Origin of the sequence: Hydrogenophaga sp. (assembly GCF_019635465.1) — a bacterium.
GTDB lineage: Bacteria > Pseudomonadota > Gammaproteobacteria > Burkholderiales > Burkholderiaceae_C > Hydrogenophaga.
This window is the reverse complement of sequence record NZ_JAHBZK010000008.1, coordinates 86,886-113,653: the sequence shown is the minus strand read 5'-3', so window position 1 is coordinate 113,653 and position 26,768 is coordinate 86,886. Positions and strand designations below refer to the sequence as shown.

Annotated in this window: 28 protein-coding genes; 14 read left to right on the top strand and 14 right to left on the bottom strand. The window is 66.8% G+C overall.

Going from position 1 to position 26,768, the window contains the following annotated elements; translation table 11 throughout:
- Positions 1–107: 107 nt before the first annotated feature.
- The 8 genes from KF871_RS09120 to KF871_RS09085 form a co-directional block, all read right to left on the bottom strand.
- Positions 108–1,454: a TolC family outer membrane protein gene (locus KF871_RS09120; RefSeq protein WP_291141042.1), complete on the bottom strand. Its 1,347-nt coding sequence runs from the start codon at positions 1,452–1,454 to the stop codon at positions 108–110.
- 39 nt (positions 1,455–1,493) lie between these two features.
- A complete protein-coding gene (locus KF871_RS09115) occupies positions 1,494–1,838 on the bottom strand; it encodes a rhodanese-like domain-containing protein (RefSeq protein ID WP_291141039.1) in 345 nt (114 codons plus the stop codon).
- A 9-nt stretch (positions 1,839–1,847) separates the two neighbouring features.
- On the bottom strand, positions 1,848–2,537 hold the full coding sequence (locus KF871_RS09110; protein WP_291141036.1) for a protein-L-isoaspartate O-methyltransferase: 690 nt from the start codon (positions 2,535–2,537) through the stop codon (positions 1,848–1,850).
- Positions 2,538–2,575: 38 nt separating this feature from the next.
- Positions 2,576–5,752, bottom strand: a complete 3,177-nt coding sequence (locus KF871_RS09105) for an efflux RND transporter permease subunit (RefSeq protein ID WP_291141033.1) — start codon at positions 5,750–5,752, stop codon at positions 2,576–2,578.
- 16 nt (positions 5,753–5,768) lie between these two features.
- Positions 5,769–6,932, bottom strand: a complete 1,164-nt coding sequence (locus KF871_RS09100; RefSeq protein WP_291141030.1) for an efflux RND transporter periplasmic adaptor subunit — start codon at positions 6,930–6,932, stop codon at positions 5,769–5,771.
- 8 nt (positions 6,933–6,940) lie between these two features.
- Positions 6,941–7,624, bottom strand: a complete 684-nt coding sequence (locus KF871_RS09095; RefSeq protein ID WP_291141027.1) for a TetR/AcrR family transcriptional regulator — start codon at positions 7,622–7,624, stop codon at positions 6,941–6,943.
- A gap of 119 nt (positions 7,625–7,743) precedes the next feature.
- The gene (locus tag KF871_RS09090) at positions 7,744–9,225 is read right to left on the bottom strand and encodes a potassium/proton antiporter (RefSeq protein WP_291141025.1); all 1,482 of its coding nucleotides are present in this window, start codon (positions 9,223–9,225) and stop codon (positions 7,744–7,746) included.
- 53 nt (positions 9,226–9,278) lie between these two features.
- Complete coding sequence (locus KF871_RS09085; RefSeq protein WP_291141022.1) at positions 9,279–10,472, bottom strand: acyl-CoA dehydrogenase; 1,194 nt, start codon at positions 10,470–10,472, stop codon at positions 9,279–9,281.
- A 99-nt stretch (positions 10,473–10,571) separates the two neighbouring features.
- On the opposite strand from KF871_RS09085, the gene KF871_RS09080 reads away from it, so the two are divergent.
- Positions 10,572–11,471, top strand: a complete 900-nt coding sequence (locus tag KF871_RS09080) for a LysR family transcriptional regulator (RefSeq protein ID WP_291141019.1) — start codon at positions 10,572–10,574, stop codon at positions 11,469–11,471.
- A 63-nt stretch (positions 11,472–11,534) separates the two neighbouring features.
- Positions 11,535–12,071 carry a peptide-methionine (S)-S-oxide reductase MsrA gene (gene msrA / locus KF871_RS09075; RefSeq protein ID WP_291141016.1) on the top strand — a complete coding sequence of 179 codons (537 nt, stop codon included), beginning with the start codon at positions 11,535–11,537 and terminating at the stop codon, positions 12,069–12,071.
- Between the two features lie 17 nt (positions 12,072–12,088).
- On the opposite strand, the gene KF871_RS09070 is transcribed toward msrA, so the two are convergent.
- Entirely contained in the window at positions 12,089–12,958 is an 870-nt protein-coding gene (locus tag KF871_RS09070; RefSeq protein WP_291141013.1) for an EamA family transporter, read from the bottom strand.
- A gap of 116 nt (positions 12,959–13,074) precedes the next feature.
- On the opposite strand from KF871_RS09070, the gene KF871_RS09065 reads away from it, so the two are divergent.
- The 3 genes from KF871_RS09065 to KF871_RS09055 are packed head-to-tail and all read left to right on the top strand — an operon-like array spanning position 13,075 to position 14,867.
- Entirely contained in the window at positions 13,075–13,629 is a 555-nt protein-coding gene (locus KF871_RS09065; RefSeq protein WP_291141010.1) for a Fur family transcriptional regulator, read from the top strand.
- Entirely contained in the window at positions 13,626–13,868 is a 243-nt protein-coding gene (locus KF871_RS09060; RefSeq protein WP_291141007.1) for a hypothetical protein, read from the top strand. Before KF871_RS09065 ends, KF871_RS09060 begins: the two co-directional genes overlap by 4 nt.
- 42 nt (positions 13,869–13,910) lie before the next feature.
- Complete coding sequence (locus tag KF871_RS09055) at positions 13,911–14,867, top strand: AEC family transporter (RefSeq protein WP_291141004.1); 957 nt, start codon at positions 13,911–13,913, stop codon at positions 14,865–14,867.
- Positions 14,868–14,903: 36 nt separating this feature from the next.
- On the opposite strand, the gene KF871_RS09050 is transcribed toward KF871_RS09055, so the two are convergent.
- The gene (locus tag KF871_RS09050) at positions 14,904–15,350 is read right to left on the bottom strand and encodes an NINE protein (protein WP_291141280.1); all 447 of its coding nucleotides are present in this window, start codon (positions 15,348–15,350) and stop codon (positions 14,904–14,906) included.
- 8 nt (positions 15,351–15,358) lie between these two features.
- Positions 15,359–15,889 carry a GNAT family N-acetyltransferase gene (locus KF871_RS09045; RefSeq protein WP_291141001.1) on the bottom strand — a complete coding sequence of 177 codons (531 nt, stop codon included), beginning with the start codon at positions 15,887–15,889 and terminating at the stop codon, positions 15,359–15,361.
- A 172-nt stretch (positions 15,890–16,061) separates the two neighbouring features.
- Here KF871_RS09045 and rpsP point away from each other — a divergent pair, with 172 nt between their 5' ends.
- From rpsP to KF871_RS09015, 6 genes are all read left to right on the top strand, one after another.
- Positions 16,062–16,316, top strand: coding sequence for a 30S ribosomal protein S16 (gene rpsP / locus KF871_RS09040; protein WP_291140999.1), 255 nt, complete (start codon positions 16,062–16,064; stop codon positions 16,314–16,316).
- 8 nt (positions 16,317–16,324) lie between these two features.
- Positions 16,325–16,912, top strand: a complete 588-nt coding sequence (gene rimM / locus KF871_RS09035) for a ribosome maturation factor RimM (protein ID WP_291140996.1) — start codon at positions 16,325–16,327, stop codon at positions 16,910–16,912.
- Between the two features lie 33 nt (positions 16,913–16,945).
- Positions 16,946–17,722 (top strand): tRNA (guanosine(37)-N1)-methyltransferase TrmD, encoded by a 777-nt coding sequence (trmD, locus tag KF871_RS09030; protein WP_291140993.1) that lies wholly within the window; start codon positions 16,946–16,948, stop codon positions 17,720–17,722.
- Positions 17,723–17,879: 157 nt separating this feature from the next.
- Positions 17,880–18,236, top strand: a complete 357-nt coding sequence (gene rplS, locus KF871_RS09025) for a 50S ribosomal protein L19 (RefSeq protein ID WP_291141278.1) — start codon at positions 17,880–17,882, stop codon at positions 18,234–18,236.
- A gap of 63 nt (positions 18,237–18,299) precedes the next feature.
- Positions 18,300–18,983 (top strand): CoA pyrophosphatase, encoded by a 684-nt coding sequence (locus tag KF871_RS09020; protein WP_291140990.1) that lies wholly within the window; start codon positions 18,300–18,302, stop codon positions 18,981–18,983.
- Between the two features lie 39 nt (positions 18,984–19,022).
- The gene (locus tag KF871_RS09015) at positions 19,023–19,952 is read left to right on the top strand and encodes a CobD/CbiB family protein (protein WP_291140988.1); all 930 of its coding nucleotides are present in this window, start codon (positions 19,023–19,025) and stop codon (positions 19,950–19,952) included.
- A 25-nt stretch (positions 19,953–19,977) separates the two neighbouring features.
- Here KF871_RS09015 and rsgA read toward each other — a convergent pair whose 3' ends face one another.
- Genes rsgA through KF871_RS09000 form a run of 3 tightly spaced genes read right to left on the bottom strand, consistent with a single transcriptional unit; the run spans position 19,978 to position 22,477 of the window.
- Positions 19,978–20,892, bottom strand: coding sequence for a ribosome small subunit-dependent GTPase A (gene rsgA, locus KF871_RS09010; protein WP_291140985.1), 915 nt, complete (start codon positions 20,890–20,892; stop codon positions 19,978–19,980).
- Complete coding sequence (locus KF871_RS09005) at positions 20,889–21,212, bottom strand: 4a-hydroxytetrahydrobiopterin dehydratase (protein WP_291140983.1); 324 nt, start codon at positions 21,210–21,212, stop codon at positions 20,889–20,891. Before KF871_RS09005 ends, rsgA begins: the two co-directional genes overlap by 4 nt.
- Before the next feature lie 2 nt (positions 21,213–21,214).
- Entirely contained in the window at positions 21,215–22,477 is a 1,263-nt protein-coding gene (locus tag KF871_RS09000) for a M48 family metallopeptidase (protein WP_291140981.1), read from the bottom strand.
- Positions 22,478–22,563: 86 nt separating this feature from the next.
- Here KF871_RS09000 and orn point away from each other — a divergent pair, with 86 nt between their 5' ends.
- The 3 genes from orn (at position 22,564) to KF871_RS08985 (ending at position 26,761) form a co-directional block, all read left to right on the top strand.
- Positions 22,564–23,148, top strand: coding sequence for an oligoribonuclease (gene orn, locus KF871_RS08995; RefSeq protein WP_291140978.1), 585 nt, complete (start codon positions 22,564–22,566; stop codon positions 23,146–23,148).
- Positions 23,149–23,220: 72 nt separating this feature from the next.
- Positions 23,221–24,801 (top strand): inorganic phosphate transporter, encoded by a 1,581-nt coding sequence (locus KF871_RS08990; RefSeq protein WP_291140974.1) that lies wholly within the window; start codon positions 23,221–23,223, stop codon positions 24,799–24,801.
- A 280-nt stretch (positions 24,802–25,081) separates the two neighbouring features.
- Positions 25,082–26,761: a DEAD/DEAH box helicase gene (locus KF871_RS08985; RefSeq protein ID WP_291140971.1), complete on the top strand. Its 1,680-nt coding sequence runs from the start codon at positions 25,082–25,084 to the stop codon at positions 26,759–26,761.
- Positions 26,762–26,768: the final 7 nt, after the last annotated feature.

Here is a 26,768-nt window from a genome sequence, read left to right as displayed (position 1 = left end):
AGGCTCGGGGGCGTGGGTCGACAAGAGCCGGCATTGTGCTTCAGCGCAATGGGGGACCTGTCGACCGGTGGAGAGCGCGCGCAGGCCACTCCCGCCGCGAAGGGGCATCAGCGGGTCAGCAGCGCGTCGATCGGTTGCAGATCGGAGGGCGTGAGTTCGCCGCTGGCCTGCTTGAGGCGCAGGGTGCCCAGCAGCACGTTGTAGCGGGCCTGTGCGAGGTCGCGCTTGGTCTGGTAGAGCTGGCTCTGCGCGTTGAGCACGTCGATGTTGATGCGCACGCCGACCTGGTAGCCCAGCTGGTTGGCTTCGAGGGCGCTCTGGCTGGAGGCTTCGGCGGCTTCCAGTGCCTTGACCTGGCTCTGGCCAGAGACCACGCCGAGGAAGGCGCTGCGCGTGGCAAGGTCGACGCCGCGGCGGGCCGACTCCAGATCGACGCGGGCCTTCTCTTCCAGCGCCAGTGTTTGCTTCACCCGGTTCTGGATGGCATAGCCAGCGAACAGCGGCAGGTTGAACTGCAGGCCCACCGTGGCGTTGTTGGTGCGCACATTGCCCGAAATGCCTTGCGTGCTCGACGGCGAACGGCTGACCTGGTATTGACCGACAAGATCCAGGGTGGGCTTGTGGCCTGCTTCGGCGCGCTGGGTTTCCAGCTGTGCGATCTCAAGGTTGCGCTGGGCCTGCAGCACTGAGGGGTGATTGGCGCCGGCGCGGTCCAGCCAGGCCTGGGGTTCGGCCGGTTGCAGCGGGGGCAGGTTGACCGGCGTGGCCAGCGGCTGCGGCACCACGCTGCTGCGGCCCACGAGCTGGTCGAGCGTGAGCTTCTTGACGCGCAGATCGTTCTCGGCCGCCAGCTCCTGGGCGATGACGAGGTCATAGCTGGCCTGCGCTTCGCGTGCGTCGGTGACGGTGGCCGTGCCCACCTCGAAGTTGCGTTTGGCGGCGGCCAGTTGCTCGGCCACCGCCTTCTTTTGCGCCTGCACGAAGGTGAGGGTGTCCTGTGCGGCGAGCACATCGAAGTAGGCCTGCGAGGTGCGCAGGATCAGGTCCTGTTCGGCCTGGGTCAGCTGCGCCTGGGCGATGTCGATGGAGCGCTGCGCCTGGTCGTAGGCGAGCTTGTTGGCGGGGCGGTACAGCGGCTGGCTGGCCGACAACGTCACGTTCTGGCTGTTGCTGGTGCCGTCAAGCTGGCTGACGCTGCTGTCGCGGCGCGTCCAGTTGGCGCCGGCGCCCAGGCCGACCTCGGGCAGCAGGCCAGCGCGCGCTTGGGCGGCCTGTGCCAGGTTGGCGTCGTACTGCGAGCGCGCGGCCAGGTAGGTGGCGTCGAACCCGCGCGCCGCGTCGAAGAGTTGCGACAGGCTCTGTGCCTGCGCCGCCGATGCACCGCCCAGGGCCAGGCTGGCGGCCAGCATCAGCGGGCTCAGTCGAGCAAAGGGTCGGAGAAGCTGGGCAGGCATGGGCGGTTCCTTGGCAGGGAGGGATGGAAGGGGAGTGGATCAGTAGCGGGGGATCGACGGGTCGCGCTGCAGCGCCCAGGCGTCGATGCCGCCGTGGATGTTGACTACCTGCGTGAAGCCTTGGTTCAGCAGGAATTGCGTGACCTGCGCGCTGCGACCACCGTGGTGGCACAGGCAGGCGATGGGGTGGTCGCGCTCGAGCTCGTGCAGGCGCGCGGGCACGCTGCGCATCGGCATGTGGCGCAGCTCGAAGCCGTCGGCGCTGACGCAGGCCGTTTGCAGTTCGGCCGGCTCGCGCACATCGAGCACGATGGGCGCCGGGCGGCCGGGGACAGTGTGCTGGCGCAGCCAGTCGTCCAGATGGGCGGGTGTGATCGCGTGCATGGCGGGGGCTCAGAAGCGGAAGCGCGAGGGCGCCGGGAAGTGCTGCAGGCGCGCCGCCACCGTGTCCCAGGGTTGTGCGGTCACGAAGTGGCCGGTGCCCGCGTGGGTGATGAAGGTGGCGCGCATCATGGGTTCGTCGCCGGTGATGGCCGCCAGGCGGCCGCCCGGCGCCAGCAGCGCCAGCAGGGCAGACGGCACCTCGGCCACTGAGCCGCCAAGCACGATGGCGTCGAACGGCGCATCCGCCTTGCAGGTGGCAAAGTCGCTGGCGGCGGCGTCGGCCGTGCGTACGTCGACGTTGGTGATGCCGGCACGCTGCAGGTTGTCGCGGGCGCCTTGTGCAATGGCCGCGTCGATTTCGATCGACACCACGCGCTGCGCGAGGCTGGCCATCAGCGCCGCGGTGTAGCCGCTGCCGGTGCCGATCTCGAGCACCTTGTCGGTCGGCTTGAGGGCGAGGTCCTGCACCAGGCGGGCCTGCACCCTGGGTGCCAGCATGCAGACACCGTCTTGCGCCGGGTGGGTCAGGGGCAGTTCGAGGTCAGCAAATGCCAGCGCGCGCTGCGCGGCGGGCACAAAGTCTTCGCGCCGCACGCGCGACAGCAAGTCGAGCACACGGGCGTCGAGCACCTCCCAGGGTCGGATCTGTTGCTCGATCATGTTGAAACGCGCTTGGTCCAGGCTCATCGCGGGGGTCATGGGGTTCTCCAGTCGGGGTTCGGCAAAACCGGGAAATTTTAGGAGGTCGCCTCGTCAGGGGCGGCAATGGCAGGGGGCAGGCCGACCAGACGGCGCAGCCAGTTGGTGAGGTCGTCGAGGTAGCCGTACACCACCGGCACCACCACCAGCGTCAGTAGCGAGGAAGTGATGACGCCGCCGATCACGGCCTGGCCCATGGGGGCACGCTGCTCGGAACCTTCAGACAGGGCGAAGGCCAGCGGCACCATGCCGAAGACCATGGCCAGCGTGGTCATCAGGATGGGGCGCAAACGCACCTTGGCGGCCAGCAGCAGGGCTTCGTCGCGCGGCAGCGGCGGGCCGCCGGCCTTGCCCTCGCGGGCGCGGATGGCGAAGTCCACCAGCAAGATGGCGTTCTTGGTGACCAGGCCCATCAGCAGCACGATGCCGATCACCGAGAACATGCTCATGGTCGAACCGAACATCATCAGCGCCAGCACCACGCCGATGAGGGTCAGCGGCAGCGAAGTCATGAGCGAGAGCGGTTGCAGGAAACTCTGGAACTGGCTGGCCAGGATCATGTAGATGAACACGATGGCCAGCGCCAGCGCCGACAGCGCATAGGCAAACGACTCCTGCATGTTCTTGGTCGAGCCACCGAACTCGTATCGGTAGCCGGGGGGCAGGGCGATGCTGTCGAGCTCGCGGCGCATGTCGGCGGTCACGTCGCCGGCCGAGCGGCCGAACACGTTGGCATTGAACGAGACCTCGCGGTTGAGGTTGCGTCGGTTGATCTGGTTGGGGCCGGTGGTGTCGACGATCTGCGCGACCTGCGACAGCGCCACCGTGCGCGCGGTGCCGTCACTGGCGGTGCCCACCAGCAAGGGGACCTGCGCCAGGTCGGTGGTGCGCTGCCGGGCCTCGGGCGACAAGCGCACGATCACGTCGTAGGTTTCGCCGTTCTGTGCGCGCCAGTTGCCCACGGTGGTGCCGGCCACCAGGGTGCGCAGGCTGTTGCCGACGCCGCTGGTGCTGAGGCCGAGGTCGGAGGCGAGATCGCGGTTGAGCACCACGTCCACCGTGGGCTTGTCGGGCTTGACGCTGGCGTCCAGGTCGACGAGGCCAACGATCGGGCGCAATTTCTCGGTCACCAGCCGGCTGATGCGTTCCAGTTCGCCGAGGTCGTCGCCCTGCAGCGAGAACTCGATCTGCTTGTTGCCCCCCACTGCGTCGAGCAGGCCGACGTGTGTGACGGTGATGCCGGGCACGCTGCGCAGCCGCTCGCGCAGCACGGCCGACATGGCATCGGCATTGCGCGTGCGCTCCTTGCGGTCGACCAGTCGCACGTAGACGCTGGCATACATCGGCCCTTGTGCGTTGCCGGTGTTGATGGTGGTGAGCGTGTAGCGAACCTCGGGGAACTCGCGCAGGATGGCCTCGACCTCGCGGGCCTTGGCTTCGGTGGCCTGGATGGACGAGCCCACCGGCGTGTTGAAGCTCACCGAGGTCTCGGAGTAGTCGGCCTTGGGCACGAACTCGCTGCCCAGCAGGGGCAGCATGGCGATGCTGGCGATGAACACCCCCACCGCCAGGGCCAGCGTGGCCAGGCGATGACGCAGCGACCAGCGCAGCGCCGCCTGATAGCCATCGGACAAATCCTCCTGGAAGCGGTCGAACCAGTGCAACAGGCGGCCGATGGTGCGGTCGTAGAAGCTGTTGCCCGGCGGCTTGCCGTGCGCGTCGATGGCCGGGTCGTGCCAGACCGAGGACAGCATCGGGTCGAGCGTGAAGCTCACGAACATGGAGATCAGCACCGCCGCCACCATGGTGATGCCGAACTGGTGGAAGAACTTGCCGATGATGCCGCCCATGAACCCGATGGGCAGGAACACCGCCACGATGGACAGTGTGGTGGCCAGCACCGCCAGACCGATCTCCTGCGTGCCGTCCATGGCGGCCTGGAAGGGCTTCTTGCCCATCTGCACGTGACGCACGATGTTCTCGCGCACCACGATGGCGTCGTCGATCAACAGACCGACCGAGAGCGTGAGCGCCATCAGCGTGATCATGTTGATGGTGAAGCCCAGCAGGTTCATCACGAAGAAGGTGCCGATGACGGCAATCGGCAGCGTCAGGCCGGTGATGACGGTCGAGCGCCATGAGTTCAGGAACAGGAAGACGATCAGCACCGTGAGGATGGCGCCCTCGATCAGCGTCTGCCGCACGTTCTGCACCGACACGCGGATCGGGCGCGAGCCGTCGGCGATGGGCTCGAGCGTGACGCCGGCCGGCAATTCGGCCTGCACCGCCTGGATCGCGGCGTTGAGGCCGTCGACCACCGCGATGGTGTTTTCGTCCTGCGATTTCTGCACCTGCAGCAGCAGGGTGCGCTGGCCGTTGTAGAGCGCCAGGCTTTCCACCTCTTCGGTGCCGTCGCTCACCCGGGCCACCTGGCTCAGCCGCACCGGCGTGCCGTTGCGTCGCGCCACGATGATGTTGCCGAAGTCGCGCGGGTTGGTCAGGCGCGAGAGCACCTGCACCACGCGCTCGGCATCGCGGGTCTTGAGCGTGCCCACCGGCAGGTCCTGGTTTTCACTGCGCACGGCGGCGTTGACCTGGTCGGTGGTGACGCCCAGGGCCTGCATGGCCACCGGGTCGAGTTCGATGTTGATGGCGCGACTGGTGCCGCCCACCAGGTTGACCGCACCCACGCCACGCACGTTCTCCAGCCGCTTCTTGAGCACCTGCTCCGCCCAGGTGGTGAGCTCGACAGCCGAGGGCGCCTTGCCGTCGACCGCCTTGGGCACCACCGCGACCGACCAGATGGCGCGGCTGGCCGGGTCGAAGCGCAGCACGCGCGGCTCTTCCACCTCGTCGCGCAACTGCGGTCGAAGGATGCCGATGCGCTCGCGCACGTCGTCGGCGGCCTTGCGGCCGTCGACCGTGAGCTGGAACTCGATGATCACCACCGAGCTGCCCTCGTAGCTGCGCGAGGTGAGCGTGTTGACGCCGGCGATGGCGTTGACGGCCTCTTCGACTTTCTTGGTCACCTCGGATTCAACGATCTCCGGTGACGCGCCCGGGTAGGCGGTGGTGACCACCACCACCGGAAAGTCGATGTTGGGGAACTGATCGACCTGCAGCCGCTGGTAGGAGAACACGCCCAGCACCACAAAGGCGAGCATCACCATGGTGGCGAACACCGGGTTGCGCAGCGAGACCTGGGTGAACCACATGGTGCGTGTCGTCCGCTCAGTTGCCGGCGGCGGGTGCGGTCGCGCCGGGCAGCTTCACCTGGGTGCCGTCGCGAATGGCGCCGGCCGTGCCCGCGAGCACCACGTCACCCTCAGCCAGCATCGGCACGGCCTGATAGGGCACACCCTCCACCTGGCCGAGGGGTGCGGCCACCAGCGTGACGTGGCGCACCACACCGTCGCGCACCACCTGCACGTAGGCATCCGGGCGGTCGTTGCGCACCGCCGAGACTGGCACGGCCATGGCCTCGACGGTATCGGCCACGATGTCGCCGCGCGCAAACAAGCCCTGGCGCAACCCGGTCTGTGCCGGCACATGCAGGTACACCAGCACGCTGCGGCTGCCCGCCTGCACGCTGGGGTTGATGCGCGCCACCGTAGCCTGCAGCGGGGTGCTCAAGCCTTCCACCTGCAGCCGCGCCGATTGGCCCACCTGCACCGAAGCTGCGTCGGCCGGGCTAAGCGCGGCCTCCATCTCGAAGGCCGACAGGTCCACGATCTCCAGCACGCGCGCGTCCACGCCGACGCGCTCGCCGTTCTGCACTGCGCGGGCTGAGACCTGGCCTGCGATGGGCGCGCGCAAGGTGGTGTCGGCCAGGCCTTTGCGGGCGATGTCGAGCGCGGCAACGGCCGCCCGGTGTGTGGCCTCGGCGGCCGCCAGGTTGGCCTGTGACGTTTCCAGTGCGGTGGCCGAGATGAACCCTTGTTGAACCAGTGCCTGGTTGTTGCTCAGGCTGCGCTGGGCGATGCGCACCTGCGCCTGTGCCGACTCGGCCTGTTGCGCCGCCTGGCGCACCCGGGCCTGGGCGTCGGTGGGGTCGATGCGCGCCACGACTTCGCCTTCGGCAACGCTGTCGCCTTCGCGTTTGCGCAGACCCTGAACCTCACCTGCCACGCGGGCCTTGATGACTGCGGTTTGCAGCGCCTCAATCGAGCCCGAGACCGGGATGGCACGTTGCAGGCTCAGCTTGCGAACGCGCACCATGTCGCGTTCGCTCATTTCGTAGACCGGCGCGGTCTGCAGGGCCTGAGCCGCCGTCTTGGCCTGTTCGGCCTGGTTGGCGCGCTTGCCCAGCGCGCGCACCACACCCAGGCCCAGGGCCACCACCAGCAGCACCGGCAGCAGCCAGTAGATGAGACGACGTGTGCGGGAGACGGTCATGGAGGTTCTCAGCGGCGGGGTGTCGACGGCTTGAGCATGCCGTGCAGGATGAGGTCGACCTGGGTGTCGATGAAGGTGACCGGGTCGAGCTGTTGCGACGATGGGCAGCAAGGTGCCATCGAGTGTTTCCACATCAGCAGAAAGATCATCGGGGCGATCAGGCTGTAGACCGCGTGGTCGAGGTCGAGTGGGCGGAACTCTCCCCGATCCACACCACGCTGCAGGATGCGGCGCACCAGGTCCAGGCCCGGGTTGATCACCTCCTGCTGGTAGAAGCTGGCGATCTCGGGAAAGGTGCCGGCCTCGCTCATCACCAGCTTGGTGATGCCCGACGCCGGCGTCATGCCGATGCGCTCCCACCAGGAGCGCATGGCGTACTGCACCAGCGCCACGCTGTCGCCTTCAAACACGTCGAACTCGGCGTTCCACTCGGTAAAGCGCCCAGCCAGCGTCTCGCGCACCACGGCCTTGAACAGGTCTTCCTTGCTCGGAAAGTAGAGGAACAGCGTGCCTTTGGAGACGCCGGCGCGCGCCGCGACTTCTTCCACCCGGGTGGCGGCGAAACCCTTTTCCACGAACAGGGCCAGGGCGGCGTCGATGAGCTCGCCCGGGCGGGCCTCCTTGCGCCGCGCGCGGCGCGCACCCGGCGCGGAGGCCGGATCGGCAAGCGGGGCGGGTTGGGAGCGGGGCATGGGCAGGTAGTTAATGACCGACGGGTTAGTAATATACCCGAGCCCTCTGGCCGTCGCGTGTCGCCCAGGTAAAGAAAGTCATGACCGGGTGTGACGCAAGCCGCGCCGGTGGCGCTGACTCAGCCCAGCTTGATGCCGACGCGGGTGATGCGATCGGCGGCCATCTCGCGCACGCTGATCTCGGCCTTGCCCAGCTGGGCGGCGTCGCCCACCACGGGTGGGCGCAGCAGCTCGCCACGCAGCCACTGACCGACCGACTGGTTCGACTCTGCCGGCACCGGCAGGCCGTAGAAGGCGCAGAGCTCTTCGAGGGGTGTCTTGGCGTCCATCACGAAGTCACCGAACACCAGACGCGCCTGCTCGGTGTCGTCCAGGTCGGGCAGCACGACGCCGGTGCGGTGAGCGGCCCAGGCGATGGTCGAACCCTGCAATAGCAGCGAGGTCAGCACGACCACCAGCGCCACATTGAGGTAGGCCTGCGCCCCGGGCACCGCCGCCATCACCGGAAACACCGCCAGCACGATGGGCACGGCCCCGCGCAGGCCCACCCACGAGATGTAGTGAATCTCGTTGCTGGCAAACCGGAATGGCTTGAGGCACAACCACACCGAGACCGGGCGGGCGATCACCATGAGTACCAGCGACACGCCCACCGCGGGCAGCACCATGCCCAGCATGGCGCTGGGCGTGACCAGCAGACCGAGCAGCAGGAACATGCCGGCCTGCGCCAGCCAGGCGTAGCCGTCCATGGCCGAGAGCGAGGAGCGCACCAGTCGGCGTGCGCGGTTGCCTGCCACCACGCCCATTACGTAGACGGCCAGAAAGCCCGAACCGCCCAGCCAGGTGGTGGCCGCAAACACCGCCAGACCACCCGAGACGATGAGCAGCGCGCGGATGCCGCCGCCACCATCAACGCCGCGCCCCAGCCGTTTGAGCAGCTCGGCCATGCCCCAGCCGCTGCCCAGGCCCGCCGCCGTGCCCCAGCCGAATTGCTGGGCCAGCGACCACACGATGTCGAGCGCCGACACACCCGGTGCATTGCCACCGGCGCCGTAGATCAGGGCGATGCCGATGAAGGTGAGCGTGAGGAAAACAGCCATCGGGTCGTTCAGGCCCGACTCGATCTCCAGCGTGGCGGCCACGCGTTCGTTGAGCTTCACGCCGGACGACTTGAGCAGCGAGAACACCGCTGCGGCGTCGGTGGAGCCGACGATGGCGCCCACCAGCAAGGCCATGGGCCAGTCCAGGTGCAGCAGCCAGTGCGCTGCGGCGCCGGTGATGCCGGCGCTGACCAGCACCCCAAGTGTGGCCAGCACCAGGGCAGGGCGCAGCCCGGTGCGAAAGGTGGTGAGTTCGGTGCGCAGCCCGCCATCAAGCAGGATCACCGCAAGCGCCACGTTGCCGACCCAGAAACTCAGCCGGAAGTCGTCGAAGCGCAAGCCGCCGGGCCCGTCTTCGCCGGCCAGCATGCCGACGACCAGAAACACCAGCAGAAAGGAGAAGCCGGCGCGCGCAGACACGACGCCGGCCAGCACGCTGAAGAAGACCAGCGCGGCACCCGCCAGCAGTGGCAGAGCAAGAAAGTCGAGCGAGAGGATCACCCGCCGAACCTATCAGAAACCGTGCCGGCTTCTGACAGGGCGAGACGTCCGGATCAGTTGAACGCAGCGATGCCCGTGATCGCGCGACCCAGGATCAGGGCGTGGATGTCGTGCGTGCCCTCGTAAGTGTTGACCACCTCGAGGTTGACCAAGTGACGCGCCACGCCGAACTCGTCGCTGATGCCGTTGCCGCCCATCATGTCGCGCGCCAGGCGCGCAATGTCCAGGGCCTTGCCGCAGCTGTTGCGCTTGAGGATGGAGGTCACCTCCACCGCCGCCGTGCCTTCGTCCTTCATGCGCCCCAGGCGCAGGCAACCCTGCAGGCCCAGGCTGATCTCGGTCAGCATGTCGGCCAGCTTTTTCTGCACCAGCTGGTTGGCGGCCAGCGGGCGGCCGAACTGCTGGCGGTCCATCACGTACTGGCGGGCGCGGAAATAGCAGTCTTCGGCCGCGCCCAGCGCGCCCCAGGCGATGCCGTAGCGTGCGCTGTTGAGGCAGGTGAACGGGCCTTTGAGGCCGCGCACCTCGGGGAAGGCGTTTTCCTCCGGCACGAACACGCCGTCCATGACGATTTCGCCGGTGATGGAGGCGCGCAGGCCGACCTTGCTGTGGATGGCGGGTGCGGACAGGCCTTTCCAGCCCTTCTCCAGAATGAAGCCGCGGATGGCGCCTTCGTCGTCCTTGGCCCAGACCACGAACACGTCGGCGATCGGGCTGTTGGTGATCCACATCTTGGCGCCGGACAGGCTGTAGCCGCCGTCAACCTTTTTGGCGCGCGTGACCATGCTGCCGGGGTCGGAGCCGTGATTGGGTTCGGTCAGGCCAAAGCAGCCGATCCACTCGCCGCTGGCCAGCTTGGGCAGGTATTTCTGCTTCTGCGCTTCGGTGCCGAACTCGTTGATCGGCACCATCACCAGCGAGCTCTGCACGCTCATCATCGAGCGGTAGCCCGAGTCGATGCGCTCGACCTCGCGCGCCACCAGGCCGTAGCAGACGTAGTTGAGGCCGGCACCGCCGTATTGCTCGGGGATGGTCACACCCAGCAGGCCGAGCTCGCCCATTTCGCGAAAGATGGCCGGGTCGGTCTTTTCGTGACGGAAGGCCTCGGTCACGCGCGGGGCCAGGCGCTCCTGGCAGTAGGTGTGGGCGGCGTCGCGCACCGCGCGCTCGTCGTCGCTGAGCTGGGAATCGAGCTGGAACGGGTCTTCCCAGCTGAAGCGGGCTTTGTTCTTAACGGGCGCGAGCATGGCTTGTCTCCGGATGCGGTGGAAATCGCGCGATTGTCCGCCGGGTTGCCATAGCTGTCTAATATCGCTCCTGTATTCGGCGATTCAAATGGTGAATTGATGGAGTTCCGCCACCTGCGCTGCTTTCTGGTGCTGGCCGAGGAGTTGCACTTCGGGCGCGCCGCGGCGCGCCTGTCCATGACACAACCGCCGCTGTCGCTGACGATCCAGCAGCTCGAAGCCTCGGTCGGCGCGCCGCTGTTCGTGCGCAACAGCCGCGGCGTGGCGCTGACGCCGGCGGGGCAGGCCCTGGTGCCGCGCGCGCGGGCGCTGGTCGACGCGGCTGGCGCGGCCGCCCGCGAGGCTCGCGAGGTGGCGCAGGGGGTCAGTGGGCAATTGCGCGTCGGTTTTGCCGGCACGGTGCTGTACCGGGGGCTACCGCAGGTGCTGCGTGCGTTTGCGCAGCGCCATCCGCGTCTGAAGCTGGTGTTGCGCGAGATGAGCTCCAGCGACCAACTCATCGAGTTGCAGCACAACCGCCTGGATGCCGGCTTTGTGCACACCACGCGGGTGCCGCCCGGCTGTGCGCAGGTGCTGGTCTCGCGTCAGGCCTTCGTGGCCTGCGTGCCGGCGGGCCATCCCCTGGCGACGAAGCGGCGTGTGCTGCCGTCGGCCTTGGCGGGCGAGCCCTTCGTTTCGATTGCGCGTGCCGTCTCGCCCGACTACCACGACCGTTTGCTGGCCCTGTGCGCCGACCACGGCTTCGAGCCCGACGTGCGCTTCGAACTGCGTCATTGGTTGAGTGTGGTGTCGCTCGTGGCGCAGGGCCTGGGCGTGTCGATGGTGCCTGCGGCCTTGCAGCAGGCGGGTTTGCCAGGCGCGGCTTTTGTGCCCTTGCAGGGCGAATCGCCGCCCTACGAAACCCGTTGTCTGTGGCGGGCCGACGCCGAGGGTGCCGCCTTGCGCGCATTCCTCGACGCGGTGCGGGACTTTGCGCAACCCGCAGAATCGGCGACCTGAAAGGTCTGGCCGCCGGCTGCGACTCACACGCAGTTGGGCGCCGTGAAGCCCAAGGAGATGGCAATGAGCGACAAGCAGGTTCTGGTGCTGGGTGGTGGCTGCTTCTGGTGCACCGAAGCGGTCTACAAGGAAGTGCAGGGCGTGACCGACGTCGAATCGGGCTACGCCAATGGCCACGTCAAGCAGCCTAGCTACGAGCAGGTCTGCACCGGTACCACCGGCCACAACGAAGTGGTGCGGCTCGAGTACGACCCGGCCGTGGTGAGTACGCGTGAACTTCTCGAGATCTTTTTCGTGGTGCACGACCCGACCACACTCAACCGGCAGGGCAATGACGTGGGCACGCAGTACCGCAGCGGCATCTACTTCACCACGCCCGAGCAGGCCGCCGAGGCCAAAGCCATCCTGGCCGAACTTGAAGCCGACAAGGCATTCGGCCGCCCCGTGGTGACCGAGGTGCTTCCACTGGACAACTACTGGCCCGCCGAGGCCTACCACCAGGACTTCTTCGAGCGCAACCCGCACCAGGGTTACTGCATGGCGGTGGCGGCACCCAAGGTGGCCAAGTTCCGCAAGACCTTCGCGCGGCTGGCGAAGTAGTGTGAACTGGCCCCAGCTCAGCGCCCGGGCCGCCAGCGCGGCCAGAACACAATCACCGTCAGGCCGCCCAGCACCAGCGCACAGGCACCCAGCTTCCAGGCGGGCATGGCCTCGCCCAGCGTGAAGGCCGACGCCGCCATGCCGAACACGGGCACCAGCAGGGCCATGGGCGTGACGGTGGCCGCCGGGTGGCGCGACAGCAGCCAGTTCCAGGCGCCAAAGCCGAACAGCGAATTGCCGACGACCTGCCAGGCCACGCTCGCCCAGGCGGTCGCGTCGGCTGTCTGCAGTGCGTGCAGGATGCGATCAGGGCCCTCGACCGCCAGCGAAATCGCCAGCAATGGCGGCACGGCGAACAGGCAGCTCCAGACCATGAAGTGCAGCATGTTCACCTGACCCACCGACTTGACCACCAGGTTGGCCGACGCCCAGAAGAAGGCCGCACCGAGGATCAGGGCCAGTCCGGTGATGGTGACCGTGGCATCGAGGTTGGCCACGATCACGCCCAGACCGCACAGGGCCAGGGCCAGCCCGATGAGGTGAAAGCCGCACACGCGCTCGCGCATCAACCACAGCGACAGGCCGATGGTGAAGAACACCTGCACCTGCACCACCAGCGAGGCCAGGCCGGGCGAGATCCAGCCGTCAATGGCAAAGAACAGCAGACCAAACTGCCCCGCACCCAGAAACACCCCGAAGGCCGCCATGGCCCGCCACGAAGCCGCCGGGCGAGGCACGAACAACACCCATGGCAGGGCCGACAGCGCAAAGCGCAGGGTGGCGAACAAGAAGGGTGGTAGCCCGTCCAATCCCCAGCGGATCACCACGAAGTTGGTGCCCCAGATGGCAACGACCGAAAGCGCAAGCAGCAGGTGTGAGACAGGCAAGGGAGCCCCTGAGGCCAAAGGGCGCCAGTGTAGGCACCGTGCCCTGAGCTTGCAGTCACCTGGCGGGAAGTGTGGCCACTTTAATGCAACAAAGTTGCGTTAAAGTGGCGGCCACCATGACCCGCGCCCATCTCCCTATCCACTCCCCTGCGCAGGACGATGCCCTGATTGCGCAGTTGCTGGGGCGGCTCAGTGCCGCCGGGTTGCGGCGCACGCTGGCCACGCGCGCGGTGCTGGGCGTCTTTCTGGCCAGACCGACCCTGGCGCTCACGCACAGCCAGGTGGCGGCGTTGTTGAAGGCGCGTGGGTGCCACGTTGACCGCGTCACCGTCTACCGCCTGTTGGACCGCTTCGTGTCGGCGGATGTGCTGGCGCGCCACACCGACGATGAGCGCCAATGGCGCTTCACTCTGGTGGCGGAGGGCGTGCGCGGCTTGCCCGACGCTCCGCGATCGGCTTCGCCGCAGCTGCACTGCCGGGTGTGTCGACGCGACCTGCCGGTGTCCACCGATGAAGCGGCGGTGCACGCGGCGTTCAATGGTCTTCTGCTGGCGCTCGCGCGCGAAGGCCATGCCGTTGAACAAGTCCAACTGCACCTGCACGGACGCTGCGCCGACTGCGCGCGCCGGGACGAATCAGGATCAACCACCATTGAAAGGACCTCCCGATGAAACGCCCGTTGTTGACATGGCTGGCTAGCTGCTCGCTGGTAGGGTTGGCCCAGGCGCAGCACAGCGACGCCGAACTCAAGGAAGACATTGCGCGCCACCGCGCCATGGCCGTGGCACACGAGGCGGCGGCGCGCTGCCTTGAGGCCGGCAAGGGCGAGAAGCAGTGTTATGCCGAGCTCACGGTGACCTGCAAGGGCCTGGCACTGGGCAAGTTCTGTGGCCTGCGCCATGCGCATTGACCCTCGGCCAACGCGTCGCCGCCCCGGCGATACCATCCGGCGGTGAACTTCGCCACCCACCCCGTCTTCGTTTCGCTCACGCCGGTCTTTCTGCTGATCGGGCTGGGGTACCTGGCGGGTCACATGCAGTGGATTCGCGACGCCGCAGTGCGCGACTTGTCCAACCTCGTGTTTCTGGTGCTGATTCCGGCGCTGCTGTTTCGCACCATGAGCACGGTGCATGTCGAGGCGCTGGATCTGCGGCCCGTGCTGGCTTACTTTCCGGCGGCCTTGGTGTTGCTCGCTGCTTCGGTATCCTGGCGTGGCGCCAACCGGCGCAGTGTGGTGATCGGCTTGGCTGGCGTGTTCTCCAACATGGTGATGATCGGCATCACGCTGGTCGAACTGGCCTATGGCAAGGCGGCGTTGGTCACCCTGCTGACGCTGGTGTCGGTGCATGCCCTTATCCTGCTCAGCGCGGGCTCCATCGTGCTGGAGGGGGTGGTGGCACGCGAGGCTCGTGAGGATGGTGGACCGCCTCCGCACTTGTGGGCATCGCTCGCGTCGGTCGTCAAAGGCACGCTGATCCACCCCATCCCGCTGCCCATCATCAGTGGCCTGCTGTTTGCGCAGACGGGCTGGGTGTTGCCCACCGTGATCGACAAGCCCTTGCAACTGCTGGGGAATGCGTTCGGGCCGATTGCGCTGGTGCTGGTGGGTGTGAACCTGGCGGCCACCCCGCTGGCCGGACACTGGCGCGCCGCGGTGCAGATCGTTTTTGTGAAGAACCTGCTGATGCCGGTCGTGGTCGGGCTGAGCGCCTGGGCGGTGGGCATCGAGGGTCTGCCATTGACCGTGATCGTCGTGGCCGCCGCGCTGCCCATCGGCGCCAATGTGTTCCTGTTCGCGCAGCGCTACCAGACCGCCCAGGAACTGACCACCGCCAGCATGGGGCTGTCGACGGTGGCGGCCTTGTTCACGCTGAGCCTGGTGATGGCCGTGATGGGGTGGCTCAACTGACCACTCCGGCCTGCAGGCGTCCAGCTGGCGACGGCGCTACTGGCTGATCTTTCTGGCTTCTTCGACCTGGTACTCGAAGTAGCGCTGGATGCCGAAGGCCAGACTGCCCATGAAGGCAATGGTACCCACCAGCAGCAGCATCACCAGGGCAACGATGGTCAACCAGTTGGTGCGGCCTGCGGCCGTTGCCGAGGCCTCGGGTGAATTGAACCAGCGGTTCCATTTCGCTTCGTCGGCCAACGCATAGACGATGCCAGTCAGGCAGGCCGCCGCAATGCTCACGCCCAGCAACGGAATAAGCACCCAGGATAATTGGTCGTCCTGCCCCAGCGCACGGACCCGTTCGATGCCGTACAGGCCCAGGGCGGTGGGTACCGGGTGCAGCCAGCCAATCCAGTCACCCAGGCCACGCAGGTAAAAGCGGTGCAGGCCCAAGGCTCCACCCACCAGGGCAAGCCACACGGCCATCGTCTTGTTCTTCAGGCGCACCCTCAATCCTCCTTGGGGGCGGACGTATCGCCCTCGCCGATGGCTTTTTCCATCAAGACGATGTCGAGCCAGCGGCCGAACTTCCAGCCGCAGGCCTTGATGGCCCCGGCGTGGCTGAAGCCCAGCGCCTTGTGCACGCCGATGGAGCCGGCGTTCGCCGAATCGCCAATGACCGCCATCACCTTTCGCACGCCGCGGCGCTCCAGCGCCGCGACCAGTTCGGCCAACAGCAGGCGACCCAGCCCCTTGCCGCCCGCTTCCGGGGCCAGGTAGATCGAGTCTTCGACCGAGAACCGGTAGGCCGGGCGCGGCTTGAACCAGTTGCCATAGGCATAGCCCAGCACCACCTCGTCCTCGCCCTCGATGACCAGCCAGGGCAGTTGTTTGCCCAGCACGTCGGCCCGGCGTTGCGCCATCTCTGCCTCGGTGGGGGGGGTGGTTTCGAAGGTGCCGGTGCCGTGCAGCACGTGATGGGCGTAGATGCGGGTGATTGCGGGGAGATCCTCGTCGCGGCTGGGTCGGATGAGCGGCATATTGGGCGGTGGGCTTGGATGAATCGACTGCCGGGCTATAATCGCGGGCTTTGCAGCGTTTCGCTGGCCGGGTGGTCAGTCGTGTGTCTCAGGCGTTGCAGGAATGTCCGGGTTGAAAGCCCGGCGGTGGCCGGTTCAATCTGACCGGCTGCAACCACCCGAAGGATAAATCATGGTCGTCATTCGACTTGCCCGCGGCGGCGCCAAGGCCCGTCCGTTCTACAACATCGTCGTGGCCGACAAGCGTGCCCGTCGCGATGGTCGCTTCATCGAGCGCATCGGCTTCTACAACCCCCTGGCCAAGGGCGGCGAAGAGCCCCTGCGTATCGCACAGGACCGCCTGACCTACTGGACCGGCGTGGGTGCCACCCCGTCCGAGACCGTGTCGCGCCTGATCAAACAGGCCGCCACCAAAGCCGCCGCCTGAGCGCCGGCATGAACGCGGCCCTGGTCGCGTCGGTCCTGCCGGCCGACGCCGTCGAACTGGGGCGCGTTCTCGATGCCTGGGGCATCAAGGGGTGGGTTCGCATCCACCCCCACAGCGCCGATACCGAGGCGCTGTCTGCCAGCACCGACTGGTTCCTGCAGCCGCCCGAAGCCCGTTTCGCGCGCGGCTTTTCTGCTTTTCAGGGCTGCGTTCAGGTTCACATCAAGACGCTCAAGGCGCACGCAGATGGCCTTGTTGCGCAGATCGAGGGTGTCGAAGACCGTACGTCGGCCGAAGCGCTCAAGGGTTGCCGCATCAGCCTGCCGCGCAGTGCGTTTCCGGAGCCCGCCGAAGGCGAGTACTACTGGGTCGATCTGATCGGTCTTTCGGTCGTGAACCGCGAAGGTGTCGCTCTGGGCACGGTTCGTGACCTGCTGAGCACGGGTCCTACCGACGTGCTGGTGCTGGCCTATGACGAAGTCGTAGACGGCGAGACGCGCACGGCCGAGCGCCTGATCCCTTTTGTGGACGCCTATGTCGACAAAGTCGACCGTGCGGCGCGGCGTGTCACGGTGGACTGGCAGCCCGACTACTGACGCCCGGGCACACTCGCCGCCACAATGCGCGCCATGCGCTTCGACGTCGTCACCCTGTTTCCCGAGCTGTTTGCGCCGTTTCTGGCGCATGGCATCACGCGCCGCGCGTTCGAATCGCACCGGGTGGATGTGCGACTCTGGCAGCCGCGTGACTTCGCCGAGGGCAACTATCGGCGAGTGGACGATCGACCGTTCGGGGGTGGGCCAGGCATGGTGATGATGGCCGAGCCGCTGTGGCGCTGCCTGCAGGCCATCCGGGCTGATCGCGCCGAGGCAGACGACGCGCGTGCGCCGGTGGTCTTGTTCTCGCCCATTGGCGATCGGCTGGATCACGCCAGCGTGGTTCGATGGTCGGCCAGTTCTGGCGCAATCCTGATCTGCGGGCGCTATGAAGGTGTTGATCAGCGCTTCATCGACGCCTGTGTGGATCAACAGATCAGTCTGGGGGACTTCGTCTTGTCCGGTGGCGAGGTGGCTGCCATGGCCCTGCTGGACGCGGTGGCGAGGCTGCAGCCGGGTGTGCTGGGCGATGAAGGCAGCCACCAGCAGGACAGCTTCAACGATGCGATCGATGGACTTCTGGACAGCCCCCACTACACCCGTCCTGAGGTGTGGGCGGGTCCGGGCGGTCCGGTTGCCGTCCCGGCCGTGTTGCTGGGTGGTCACCACGAGCGCATCGCCCGGCACCGGCGAGAGGCGAGTCTGACCCTCTCGGCGTGTCACCGCCCGGAGCTGCTGACGCAGGCCCGGCAAAAGGGATGGCTGGACGACCAGGACGAGGCTTTCCTGCAACAAAACCGCACGCTATAATGGCGGGCTTTTCGATCCTCTGGCCGGCCGCCGCGACCGGGATCGCTGCTGTTCCACCCAGGTCTGGGTGACTGAACAGCCGTTCACCCCACAGGTGAACGACGCACCGGATTCGCGGCCTTTAGTGCAGCGCGGCCATGATCGTTGGAACTTTGCAATGAACCTCATTCAGACCCTCGAGCAGGAAGAGATCACCCGTCTGGGCAAGACGATTCCTCCTTTCGCCCCCGGCGATACCGTCATCGTCAGCGTCAACGTGATTGAAGGCAGCCGCAAGCGCGTGCAGGCCTACGAAGGCGTGGTGATTGCCCGCCGTAACCGTGGCCTCAATTCCAGCTTCATCGTGCGCAAGATCTCCAGCGGCGAAGGCGTGGAGCGTACGTTCCCGCTGTACAGCCCGCTGATCGCCAAGATTGAAGTCAAGCGCCGCGGCGATGTCCGCCGTGCCAAGCTGTACTACCTGCGCGAACGCAGCGGCAAGTCGGCCCGCATCAAGGAAAAGCTGGGCGCCTGATCCGGCATCCGCGCCAAGGCCGCTCTCCGGAGCGGCCTTTTTGTTTCTGCCCACCGCACCACCATGGTCCAGCGACTGCCCCCTTTCGATCCACGCACTGTGCCTGTGGTGGCCACGGGTGCCAGTGAGGGTCTGGCGCCTGCACCTGCGCACCGCTTGACCCCAGACGGCCTGAGGGCCCAGTTCGAGCGGCCGCCCGTGTGGACGCCGGAGCTTGTTCGAGAGCGCCGTTTTGCCGACCGCGAGCCGGCCGATGCAGCGGTGTTGCTGCCGCTGGTGATGCGCGAGGACCTGCGCCTGTTGCTGACCCAGCGCACACCCCATCTGTCCACCCATTCAGGCCAGATTGCTTTTCCGGGTGGCAAGGTCGATCCCACCGACGCCGACGCCGTGGCGGCTGCGTTGCGGGAGGCGGACGAAGAGATCGGTTTGCCTGCCGGGCATGTCGAGGTGGTCGGTACCTTGCCGGAGTACATCACCGGCACCGCCTTTCACATCACGCCCGTGGTGGCGCTGGTCCAGCCTGACTTCGAACTGCGGCCGAATCCACACGAGGTGGACGATGTCTTCGAGGTGCCGCTGACCTTCCTTATGGACCCGAGGCACCACCGTCGCCACGCCTTTGAGTTCGACGGTGCGGTGCGCGAGTGGTACTCCATGCCCTGGCACGACGGCAGCCGCGAACGCTTCATCTGGGGCGCGACCGCGGGCATGCTGCGCAACCTCTATCGGTTCCTGGCGGCTTGATTCGCTGGCCCCGCCGCGCCCGGCCACTATCATCGGCGCATGGGTTTCCTGGCCGTCCTCCTGGCTTTGCTCATCGAGCAGGCCCGTCCCCTCGCATTCAACAACCCGGTGCACGCCATGCTGCGTGGCTGGAGCCGCAGCGTGCGCCGCAACCTGGACGCTGGTGGTCATGGGCACGGCTGGGTGGCCTGGGCGCTGGCGGTGGTGTTTCCCTCTGCGGTGGCCGCGCTCGTGTACCACGCGCTGTGGCAGATCGGCGCGATCTTCGCCTTCATGTGGAGCGTGGCGGTGCTCTATGTGACCCTGGGGTTTCGCCAGTTCAGTCACCACTTCAGCCAGATCCGGCGCAGCCTGGAGGAGGGCGACGAGCGAGCGGCGCGCGAGCAGCTCGCCCAATGGCTGCGCGTGGACGCGGCCAGCCTTCCGCGCACGGAACTGCTGCGCCAGGTCATTGAGCATTCCGTTCTGGCCGCGCACCGTCACGTGTTCGGGGTGTTTTTCTGTTTCATCGTCTTGTGGGTGATCGGTCTGGGCCCGGCGGGGGCCGTGCTCTACCGGCTGGCCGAGTACCTGTCTCGCAACTGGCGCGCGCGCCCCGATGGGACGCCCAGCCAGTCGTTGCGGGACGCGGCCGCCACTGCGTGGCGCTGGGTCGATCACTGGCCGGCGCGCGCCACCGCCCTGGGATTTGCCGTTGTGGGAAATTTCGAGGAGGCGGTTGGCAGCTGGCGTGCAGATGCCGACCGGTTTGCGCCGGGCAGCGACGGAGTCGTGTTGGCGGCCACATCGGGCGCATTGAACGTGAACCTGACACCCCAGGCGACCGATTCAGACCCTTCGGATGATTCGGAACCTGGCTTGCGTCCCGACCCACAGCTGGCGCATCTCGGCAGTGTGGTGGGCCTGGTCTGGCGAGCGGTCGTGCTCTGGATGCTCTTGCTCGCACTGTTGACACTGGCCCGCTTCTGACGGGGTGGCCGGCACTGTTGGGCGATCAGTAGGCGGGCTTGGCAGCGAGCTCGTCGAAGAGTTCCGTGTACAGGCGGTAGCGCGTTTCGTCGATGGCCAGCGGGTCATCGGCAGGGTCCGCGCCCACGTGCGTGCGCACACCGCAGCCAGGCTCGTGTCGGTGGGTGCAGTTGTAGAAGCGGCACTGCCCCAGCGCAGCGCGCAGGTCGGGCATGAGGCCGGCGAGCTCGGTCGCGTCAATGTGAAACAGGCCAAACGACTGAAAGCCTGGCGAATCGATCAAGGCCGTGGTTCGGGATGGGTCTGTCCAGTACCAGGTGGTCGATGTGGTCGTGTGACGGCCGGAGTTCAACGCCTGGGACACTTCGCCGGTTTGAGCGCCCGCATCAGGCACCAGTTGGTTCACCAGCGTACTCTTGCCAACGCCCGACGGGCCCAGCACCAGGGTGCTGCGCCCCCGCAACCGGGCCACGAGCTCGTCGAGCCCATGGCCGTCGCGCAGCCCCACCGCCAGTACGCTCAGCCCCATGCGCCGCAGGGGTGCCAGGCGGGACCACGCGCTGTCAAAGGCCTCGCGCAGGTCGTGCTTGTTCAGCGCCACGACCGCGTCGATCTGCGCTGCTTCGGCCGCGATCAGGGCGCGCGCAAGCTGCATGTCCGAGTACACAGGGTCGGCAGCCAGCAGCACCAGCACCTGATCAACATTGGCGGCAAACGACTTGGTCCTCAGCTCGTCTTGCCTGTAGAGCAGATTGCGCCGCGGATCGACCTGTTCAATGAGGCCTTCATCTCCGCTGCGCGTCCATTGCACCGTGTCGCCAACCACCACCGCGTTCTTCTTGCCGCGCGGGTGGCACAGCACGCGCTGACCGTTGTCGCTCTCGACCAGGCAATGGCGGCCATGGGCCGTCACCACCCGGCCGGTGCGACGTTCACTCATCCGTTGCCCTGCAAGGCGTTGACGGCGCTGGCGCAGAAGAAATCGCTCGCCGAGATGCCGTTGACATCGTGTGTGTTGAATCGCAACGTGCAGCGGTTGTAGCCAAACGCGATGTCCGGGTGGTGGTCTTCGCGGTGCGCGATCCAGGCGACCGCGTTCACGAACGCCATGGTCTCGTGGTAGTTGGCAAAGGCGAACGTGCGCTCCAGCGCGCCGTCGATGAGCTTCCAGCCATCTGGCGTGGCGCCATTGAGCTGGGTGAGCTGGGTGACGATCTCGGTGGCGCTCAGTGCGCGTCGGTTCTGGTGAATGGGGTTCATGGTCATGCGGTCTGCAGGCGCGCCAGCCGCTCGCTGGCCGGCGGGTGTGAATAGTAGAAGCTGGCGTAGAGGGGGTCGGGGGTGACCGTGCTGGCGTTGTCCTGGTACAGCTTGAGCAATGCACTGGCCAGATCACTGCCCCGGGTCTTTTCCATGGCGAAGGCGTCGGCTTCGAACTCGTGGCGTCGTGAGATCTGCGCCATCAGTGGCGACAGAAAGTACGTCAGCAACGGCACCGTCAGCACGAAGAGAATGAGCGCCAACGCATCGTTGGGGGCCTGCAGGGAAGGCTGCACGCCCAGCCCGATGAAGAACCAGGCCTGGGATGACGCCCAGCCCAGTGCGGCAAAGCCCAGCAGGCTCAAGCCGAACAGCATGACGATGCGTTTGAGGATATGACGGCGACGATAGTGCCCCAGCTCGTGCGCGAGCACCGCATCGATTTCATCGGGCGAGAGCTGATTCAGCAGGGTGTCGAAGAACACCACGCGCTTGGCGGCGCCGAAGCCCGTGAAATAGGCATTGGCGTGCGCGCTGCGTTTGCTGCCGTCCATCACGAACAAGCCTTGTGCCGAGAACCCGCAACGGGCCATGAGGGCGTTCACGCGCGCTCTGATCGTGTCGTCCGTCAGCGGCTCGAACTTGTTGAACAAGGGCGCGATGAGGGTGGGGTAGAGCACCAGGGCCAGCAGGTTGAAACCCATCCAGACCCCCCAGGCCCAGAGCCACCAGGTGGGCCCGGCCGTGCCCATGAGCCACAGGACCAGTGCCAACACCGGCAGGCCGATGACCGCGCCGATGACAGCGCCTTTGAGACCGTCGACCAGCCACAGGCTGAGCCCCATCTTGTTGAAGCCGAACCGCGCCTCCAGCCGGAAAGTCGCGTACCAGGCGAAGGGCAGTCCAACGAGGCCACCGATGACGGCGAAGCACGCCACCAGGGTCAGTTGCTGCCACAAGCCCGGCCCCATGCTGACGAGCAGCGTTTGATTGAGCCAGTCCAGGCCGCCCATCAAGGTCCAGCCCACCAGCACGGCCGCCTCGAACGCGGTTTCCAGCAGGCCGAAGCGCGTCTTGGCGATGGTGTAGTCGGCGGCCTTGCGGTGGGCGTCGAGGCCGATGGTGTGGTTGAAGGGGGCGGGCACCTGGTCTCGGTGCCGCGCGACGTGGCGCATCTGGCGGCCCGCCAGGTAGGCGCGAACCAACAGGCCGGCGACGAGCAGGGCGCAGAAAACGGTGGTGAAGGCGAGCGCTGAGGCATCCATGGGGCGGGAAGTCTATCCGCCCGGCTGCGCAGGTCCCGCCCTGGTGGGCGCATGCCCATCCCGGCACATCGGGGACAATGGCGGCCATGACCGAGCCCGCAACCGACACGTCCACGCCCCAACCCACACTGAGCAAGAACGACCAGAACCTGGTCTGGATCGATTGCGAGATGAGCGGGCTCGACCCGGAGAAGGAGCGTCTGCTGGAAATCGCGGTGGTGATCACCGGGCCCCAGCTGACGCCGCGCGTCGAGGGGCCTGTCATCGTGGTGCACCAGCCCGACGCAGTGCTCGATGGCATGGATGCCTGGAACAAGGGCACGCATGGGCGCAGCGGCCTGATCGACAAGGTGCGCGCCAGCACCGTCAGCGAAGCCGACGCCGAACAGCAGTTGCTGGATTTCATCGCCCGCTACGCCCCTAAGCAGGCGTCGCCCATGTGTGGCAACACGATCGGGCAGGACCGGCGCTTTCTGGTGAAGTACATGCCGCGACTGGAAGCCTGGTTTCACTACCGCAACATCGACGTCAGCACGCTCAAAGAGCTGGCCAAGCGCTGGCAGCCGGCCGTGGTCGACGCCTTCAAGAAGCGCCAGATGCACACTGCACTGGCGGATGTGCACGAATCGATCGACGAGCTGGAGCACTACCGCGCCAACTTCCTGCGCTGACAGGCCGCCTCGCGGGCGGGGGTATCGCGCGCGGCTTGCATGACAATACGGTGACATTCACAAAGCCTGCACATGACCAAGAAGTCCCGCTCCGTCTTCAGCCGCCATTTCGAGGCGATCCAGTTGGCCACCGCGGTGGCCTTTCTGTTTCTGGTGGGTGTCTACGCCTCCTTGACTGGGGCCGCTGACACCGGGCTTGGGCGCACGGCCGTGTGGCTGCTCATCCTGTCTGCAGCGGTGGGCGCTTACATGGCGATGAACATCGGTGCCAACGACGTCGCCAACAACATGGGCCCGGCGGTCGGGTCGGGCGCGCTCACCATGGGGTGGGCCATCATCGTGGCGGCGGTGTTCGAAGCCCTGGGCGCCATCGTCGCTGGCGGTGACGTGGTGGGCACCATCAAGGGCGCCATCATCGACCCACGCGACATTGCCGACCCGACGCTGTTTGCCTGGGTGATGTTTGCGGCCTTGCTGGCGGGCGCGCTGTGGCTGAACCTGGCCACGGCGCTGGGGGCACCCGTGTCCACCACGCACTCCATCATCGGTGCGGTGATGGGAGCGGGCATTGCGGCTGGCGGCTGGGGGCTGGTCAACTGGCCGACCATCGGTGCCATCGTCGCCAGTTGGGTGATCTCTCCCGTGCTGGGTGGTCTGATCGCGGCGGGATTTCTCTACCTCATCAAGCGCAGCGTGACCTATCGGGCCGAGAAGACGGAGGCCGCGGCACGCGTCGTGCCGGTGCTGATCGCCCTGATGGTGTGGGCCTATGGCACCTACATGCTGCTCAAGGGTGTCAGCCAGGTGGTCAAGGTCGGCTTTCCCGTCGCCGTGTTTGGGGGAGCTGGATTGGCTGTGGTGGTGTGGTTGCTGATTCGCGCCCCGATCGCACGCCAGGCTCTGCGTCAGGACAACAGCAAGGACGGCGTGAACCACCTGTTCACCTGGCCGCTGGTGTGCTCGGCCGCCTTGCTGAGCTTTGCCCATGGCGCGAACGACGTGGCCAACGCCATCGGTCCGCTGGCCGCCATTTTTGAAGCGGTCAAGGCCGGCGCCATCGCCACCAAGGCCGGCACGCCGCTGTGGATCATGGTGCTGGGTGCCCTGGGCCTGTCGGTCGGGCTGGCGTTGTACGGCGCCAAACTGATCCGGACGGTGGGCAAAGAGATTACCGAACTGGACCAGATGCGCGCCTATGCCATCGCCATGGCGGCCACCATCACTGTGATCCTGGCGTCGCAGCTGGGCATGCCGGTTTCCACGACGCACATCTCCATTGGTGCGGTGTTTGGGGTGGGCTTCCTGCGCGAACTGCTCAAAGTCAACTACGCCAAGATGGAAGCGGCCGTGCGCGCTGCGCACCAGGGTGCCGACCGTGAAGAGGTCGAGGCCTACATGCTGCGCTTCGAGGCCGCCGAAGTGACCGAGAAGAAACAGATGCTGGCCGACATGAAGCAGCGCGCCAAGCTGCGAGGTGTGGACGGTGCCGTGTTCGCCAAGCCCGAGCGCCGGGCGTTCAAGAAGGCCTACAAGAAGGAGATCGTCAAGCGGTCGGTGGTGATGCGTATCGTCGCCGCCTGGATCGTGACGGTGCCCGCCACCGCGGTGCTTGCCGCCTTGTTGTTTCATATGGTGGCTGCGGTTCTGGGGTGATCCCGCGCGGTTGATTGAGATTTCCGCTTCGGGTTTTCCCGAATCTGTGCGACAATCGCGGCACCCGCCAAAGCTGGCGGGTTTTTCGTGCATTGGCCTCACACACCCGGCCCTCCACACCGCCCGCCATCACGGCGTCAGCGTTCAGGGCCACCGCCACCGGGCGGACCGTTTGTGGTTGATGTTGTGTAACCACAAACGGAACCGACACCCCGGGGCAATCAATTCCCCTGTTCGGTCCTCCGTTGCATGCGCCTCTTGAATGGGCGCAGGAAACGACATGAGCGACGCTTTTGAAGCGCAGGGCGACGACGCGCCTGTGCAAACCTCTACCCCCGTTGACGCGAGCGCCTTTGCGGCACTCGGCCTGGCCCCTGAACTGGTGGCCGCGGTGGCCGACCTGGGCTACACCCAGCCGACCGCTGTGCAAGCCCGGGTGGTTCCCCTGGCCTTGCCCCGAACCGATGGCGGCCGGTACGCCGACCTGATGGTCTCCAGCCAGACCGGCAGCGGCAAGACGGCTGCGTTTCTGCTGCCCGTGCTGAACGCCGTGATTGGCGAAAAGGCCGAGCGCGCGCAAGCCGAACGGGCCGAACGCGAGCGCCAGGCTGCCGATGCCGCCGCCCGCGGCGAATCGGCGCCCAAGGCGCCCAAGCGCAAGAACCCCATGCTGGCTCGCCATTTCAAGGCGGCCACGCCGCTGGCCCTGGTGCTGTGCCCCACGCGTGAACTGGCGCAGCAGGTGGCGCATGACGCCATCGATCTGGTGCGCCACTGCCGTGGCCTGCGCATCGCCACCGTGGTGGGGGGCATGCCCTACCAGATGCAGATCCAGCGCCTGCAGAACGCCGACGTGGTTGTTGCCACCCCGGGTCGCCTGCTCGACCTGCAGCGCTCGATGCAGCTCAAGCTCGACGAGGTGCAGTGCCTGGTGGTCGACGAAGCCGACCGCATGCTCGACCTGGGCTTTGCCGACGACCTGGCCGAAATTCACGCGCTGACCGCCAGTCGCCAGCGCACGCTGATGTTCAGCGCCACTTTCGCACCGCGCATCCAGCAACTGGGTCTGCGCGTCATGCACGACAACGGCAGCCACGTGCAGCGCGTGCAGATCGACACCCCGCAGGAAAAGCACGCCAACATCAAACAGGTGCTGTTCTGGGCTGACAGCCCGGTCCACAAGCGCAAGTTGCTCGACCACTGGCTGCGTGACGCCAGCATTGACCAGGCCATCGTGTTCGCCAGCACGCAGATCGAGTGCGACGGGCTGGCGGAGGAACTGCAACAGGCCGGCTTTGCCGCGGTGGCCTTGCATGGCGCGCTGAGCCAGGGTCTGCGCAACCGTCGCCTGATGGCGCTGCGCAATGGCCAGGTGCAGATCCTGGTGGCCACCGACGTGGCGGCACGGGGCATCGACGTGCCCACCATCACCCACGTGTTCAACTTCGGCCTGCCGATGAAGGCCGAGGACTACACGCACCGCATTGGTCGCACGGGTCGTGCCGGTCGTGACGGCCTGGCCGTGACCTTCGCCGAGTTCCGCGACCGCCGCCGCATTTTTGACATCGAGGCCTACACCAAGCAGCGCTTCAAGGCCGAAGTCGTTCCCGGGCTGGAGCCGCGTGAGCGCCCGCCTCAGCCCGCGCGCGAAAGCCGTGGTCGCCCGGGAGATCGGCGCGGTGGGCGTGGTGGTGACCGCTTTGCACCAGCCGCGCAAGACAGGTTCGCGCCTCCCGCAGGCGATCGTTTCGCGCGTCGAGGTGACGAGCGATTCGCGCCTCGCGGCGACGAGCGCTTTGCCCCCCGTGGCGACGAGCGCTTTGCCCCCCGTGGCGACAACCGGTTTGGCGGGCAGCGAGGTGAGGCTGGGCGCGGCGGCGATCGCCGTCCGTCCAGCGATCGCGGTGCCCGTGCGGCGGGCTCAGGCGCCCGCCCGTTCGGCACACATCGCCCCCGCTGATACCGCG

What these genes read in the sequence shown, in the direction of transcription:
- KF871_RS09020 (WP_291140990.1), top strand. Translation starts at nt 18,300, where the DNA reads ATGGTCCAGCGACTGCCCCCTTTCGATCCACGCACTGTGCCTGTGGTG.
- KF871_RS09005 (WP_291140983.1), bottom strand. Translation starts at nt 21,212, where the DNA reads ATGAACCCCATTCACCAGAACCGACGCGCACTGAGCGCCACCGAGATC.
- KF871_RS09110 (WP_291141036.1), bottom strand. Translation starts at nt 2,537, where the DNA reads ATGACCCCCGCGATGAGCCTGGACCAAGCGCGTTTCAACATGATCGAG.
- KF871_RS09060 (WP_291141007.1), top strand. Translation starts at nt 13,626, where the DNA reads ATGAAACGCCCGTTGTTGACATGGCTGGCTAGCTGCTCGCTGGTAGGG.
- KF871_RS09085 (WP_291141022.1), bottom strand. Translation starts at nt 10,472, where the DNA reads ATGCTCGCGCCCGTTAAGAACAAAGCCCGCTTCAGCTGGGAAGACCCG.
- KF871_RS09115 (WP_291141039.1), bottom strand. Translation starts at nt 1,838, where the DNA reads ATGCACGCGATCACACCCGCCCATCTGGACGACTGGCTGCGCCAGCAC.
- rimM (WP_291140996.1), top strand. Translation starts at nt 16,325, where the DNA reads ATGAACGCGGCCCTGGTCGCGTCGGTCCTGCCGGCCGACGCCGTCGAA.
- KF871_RS09065 (WP_291141010.1), top strand. Translation starts at nt 13,075, where the DNA reads ATGACCCGCGCCCATCTCCCTATCCACTCCCCTGCGCAGGACGATGCC.
- KF871_RS08990 (WP_291140974.1), top strand. Translation starts at nt 23,221, where the DNA reads ATGACCAAGAAGTCCCGCTCCGTCTTCAGCCGCCATTTCGAGGCGATC.
- rsgA (WP_291140985.1), bottom strand. Translation starts at nt 20,892, where the DNA reads ATGAGTGAACGTCGCACCGGCCGGGTGGTGACGGCCCATGGCCGCCAT.
- KF871_RS09015 (WP_291140988.1), top strand. Translation starts at nt 19,023, where the DNA reads ATGGGTTTCCTGGCCGTCCTCCTGGCTTTGCTCATCGAGCAGGCCCGT.
- KF871_RS09105 (WP_291141033.1), bottom strand. Translation starts at nt 5,752, where the DNA reads ATGTGGTTCACCCAGGTCTCGCTGCGCAACCCGGTGTTCGCCACCATG.
- rplS (WP_291141278.1), top strand. Translation starts at nt 17,880, where the DNA reads ATGAACCTCATTCAGACCCTCGAGCAGGAAGAGATCACCCGTCTGGGC.
- KF871_RS09000 (WP_291140981.1), bottom strand. Translation starts at nt 22,477, where the DNA reads ATGGATGCCTCAGCGCTCGCCTTCACCACCGTTTTCTGCGCCCTGCTC.
- KF871_RS09095 (WP_291141027.1), bottom strand. Translation starts at nt 7,624, where the DNA reads ATGCCCCGCTCCCAACCCGCCCCGCTTGCCGATCCGGCCTCCGCGCCG.
- orn (WP_291140978.1), top strand. Translation starts at nt 22,564, where the DNA reads ATGACCGAGCCCGCAACCGACACGTCCACGCCCCAACCCACACTGAGC.
- KF871_RS09120 (WP_291141042.1), bottom strand. Translation starts at nt 1,454, where the DNA reads ATGCCTGCCCAGCTTCTCCGACCCTTTGCTCGACTGAGCCCGCTGATG.
- trmD (WP_291140993.1), top strand. Translation starts at nt 16,946, where the DNA reads ATGCGCTTCGACGTCGTCACCCTGTTTCCCGAGCTGTTTGCGCCGTTT.
- KF871_RS09045 (WP_291141001.1), bottom strand. Translation starts at nt 15,889, where the DNA reads ATGCCGCTCATCCGACCCAGCCGCGACGAGGATCTCCCCGCAATCACC.
- rpsP (WP_291140999.1), top strand. Translation starts at nt 16,062, where the DNA reads ATGGTCGTCATTCGACTTGCCCGCGGCGGCGCCAAGGCCCGTCCGTTC.
- KF871_RS08985 (WP_291140971.1), top strand. Translation starts at nt 25,082, where the DNA reads ATGAGCGACGCTTTTGAAGCGCAGGGCGACGACGCGCCTGTGCAAACC.
- msrA (WP_291141016.1), top strand. Translation starts at nt 11,535, where the DNA reads ATGAGCGACAAGCAGGTTCTGGTGCTGGGTGGTGGCTGCTTCTGGTGC.
- KF871_RS09080 (WP_291141019.1), top strand. Translation starts at nt 10,572, where the DNA reads ATGGAGTTCCGCCACCTGCGCTGCTTTCTGGTGCTGGCCGAGGAGTTG.
- KF871_RS09100 (WP_291141030.1), bottom strand. Translation starts at nt 6,932, where the DNA reads ATGACCGTCTCCCGCACACGTCGTCTCATCTACTGGCTGCTGCCGGTG.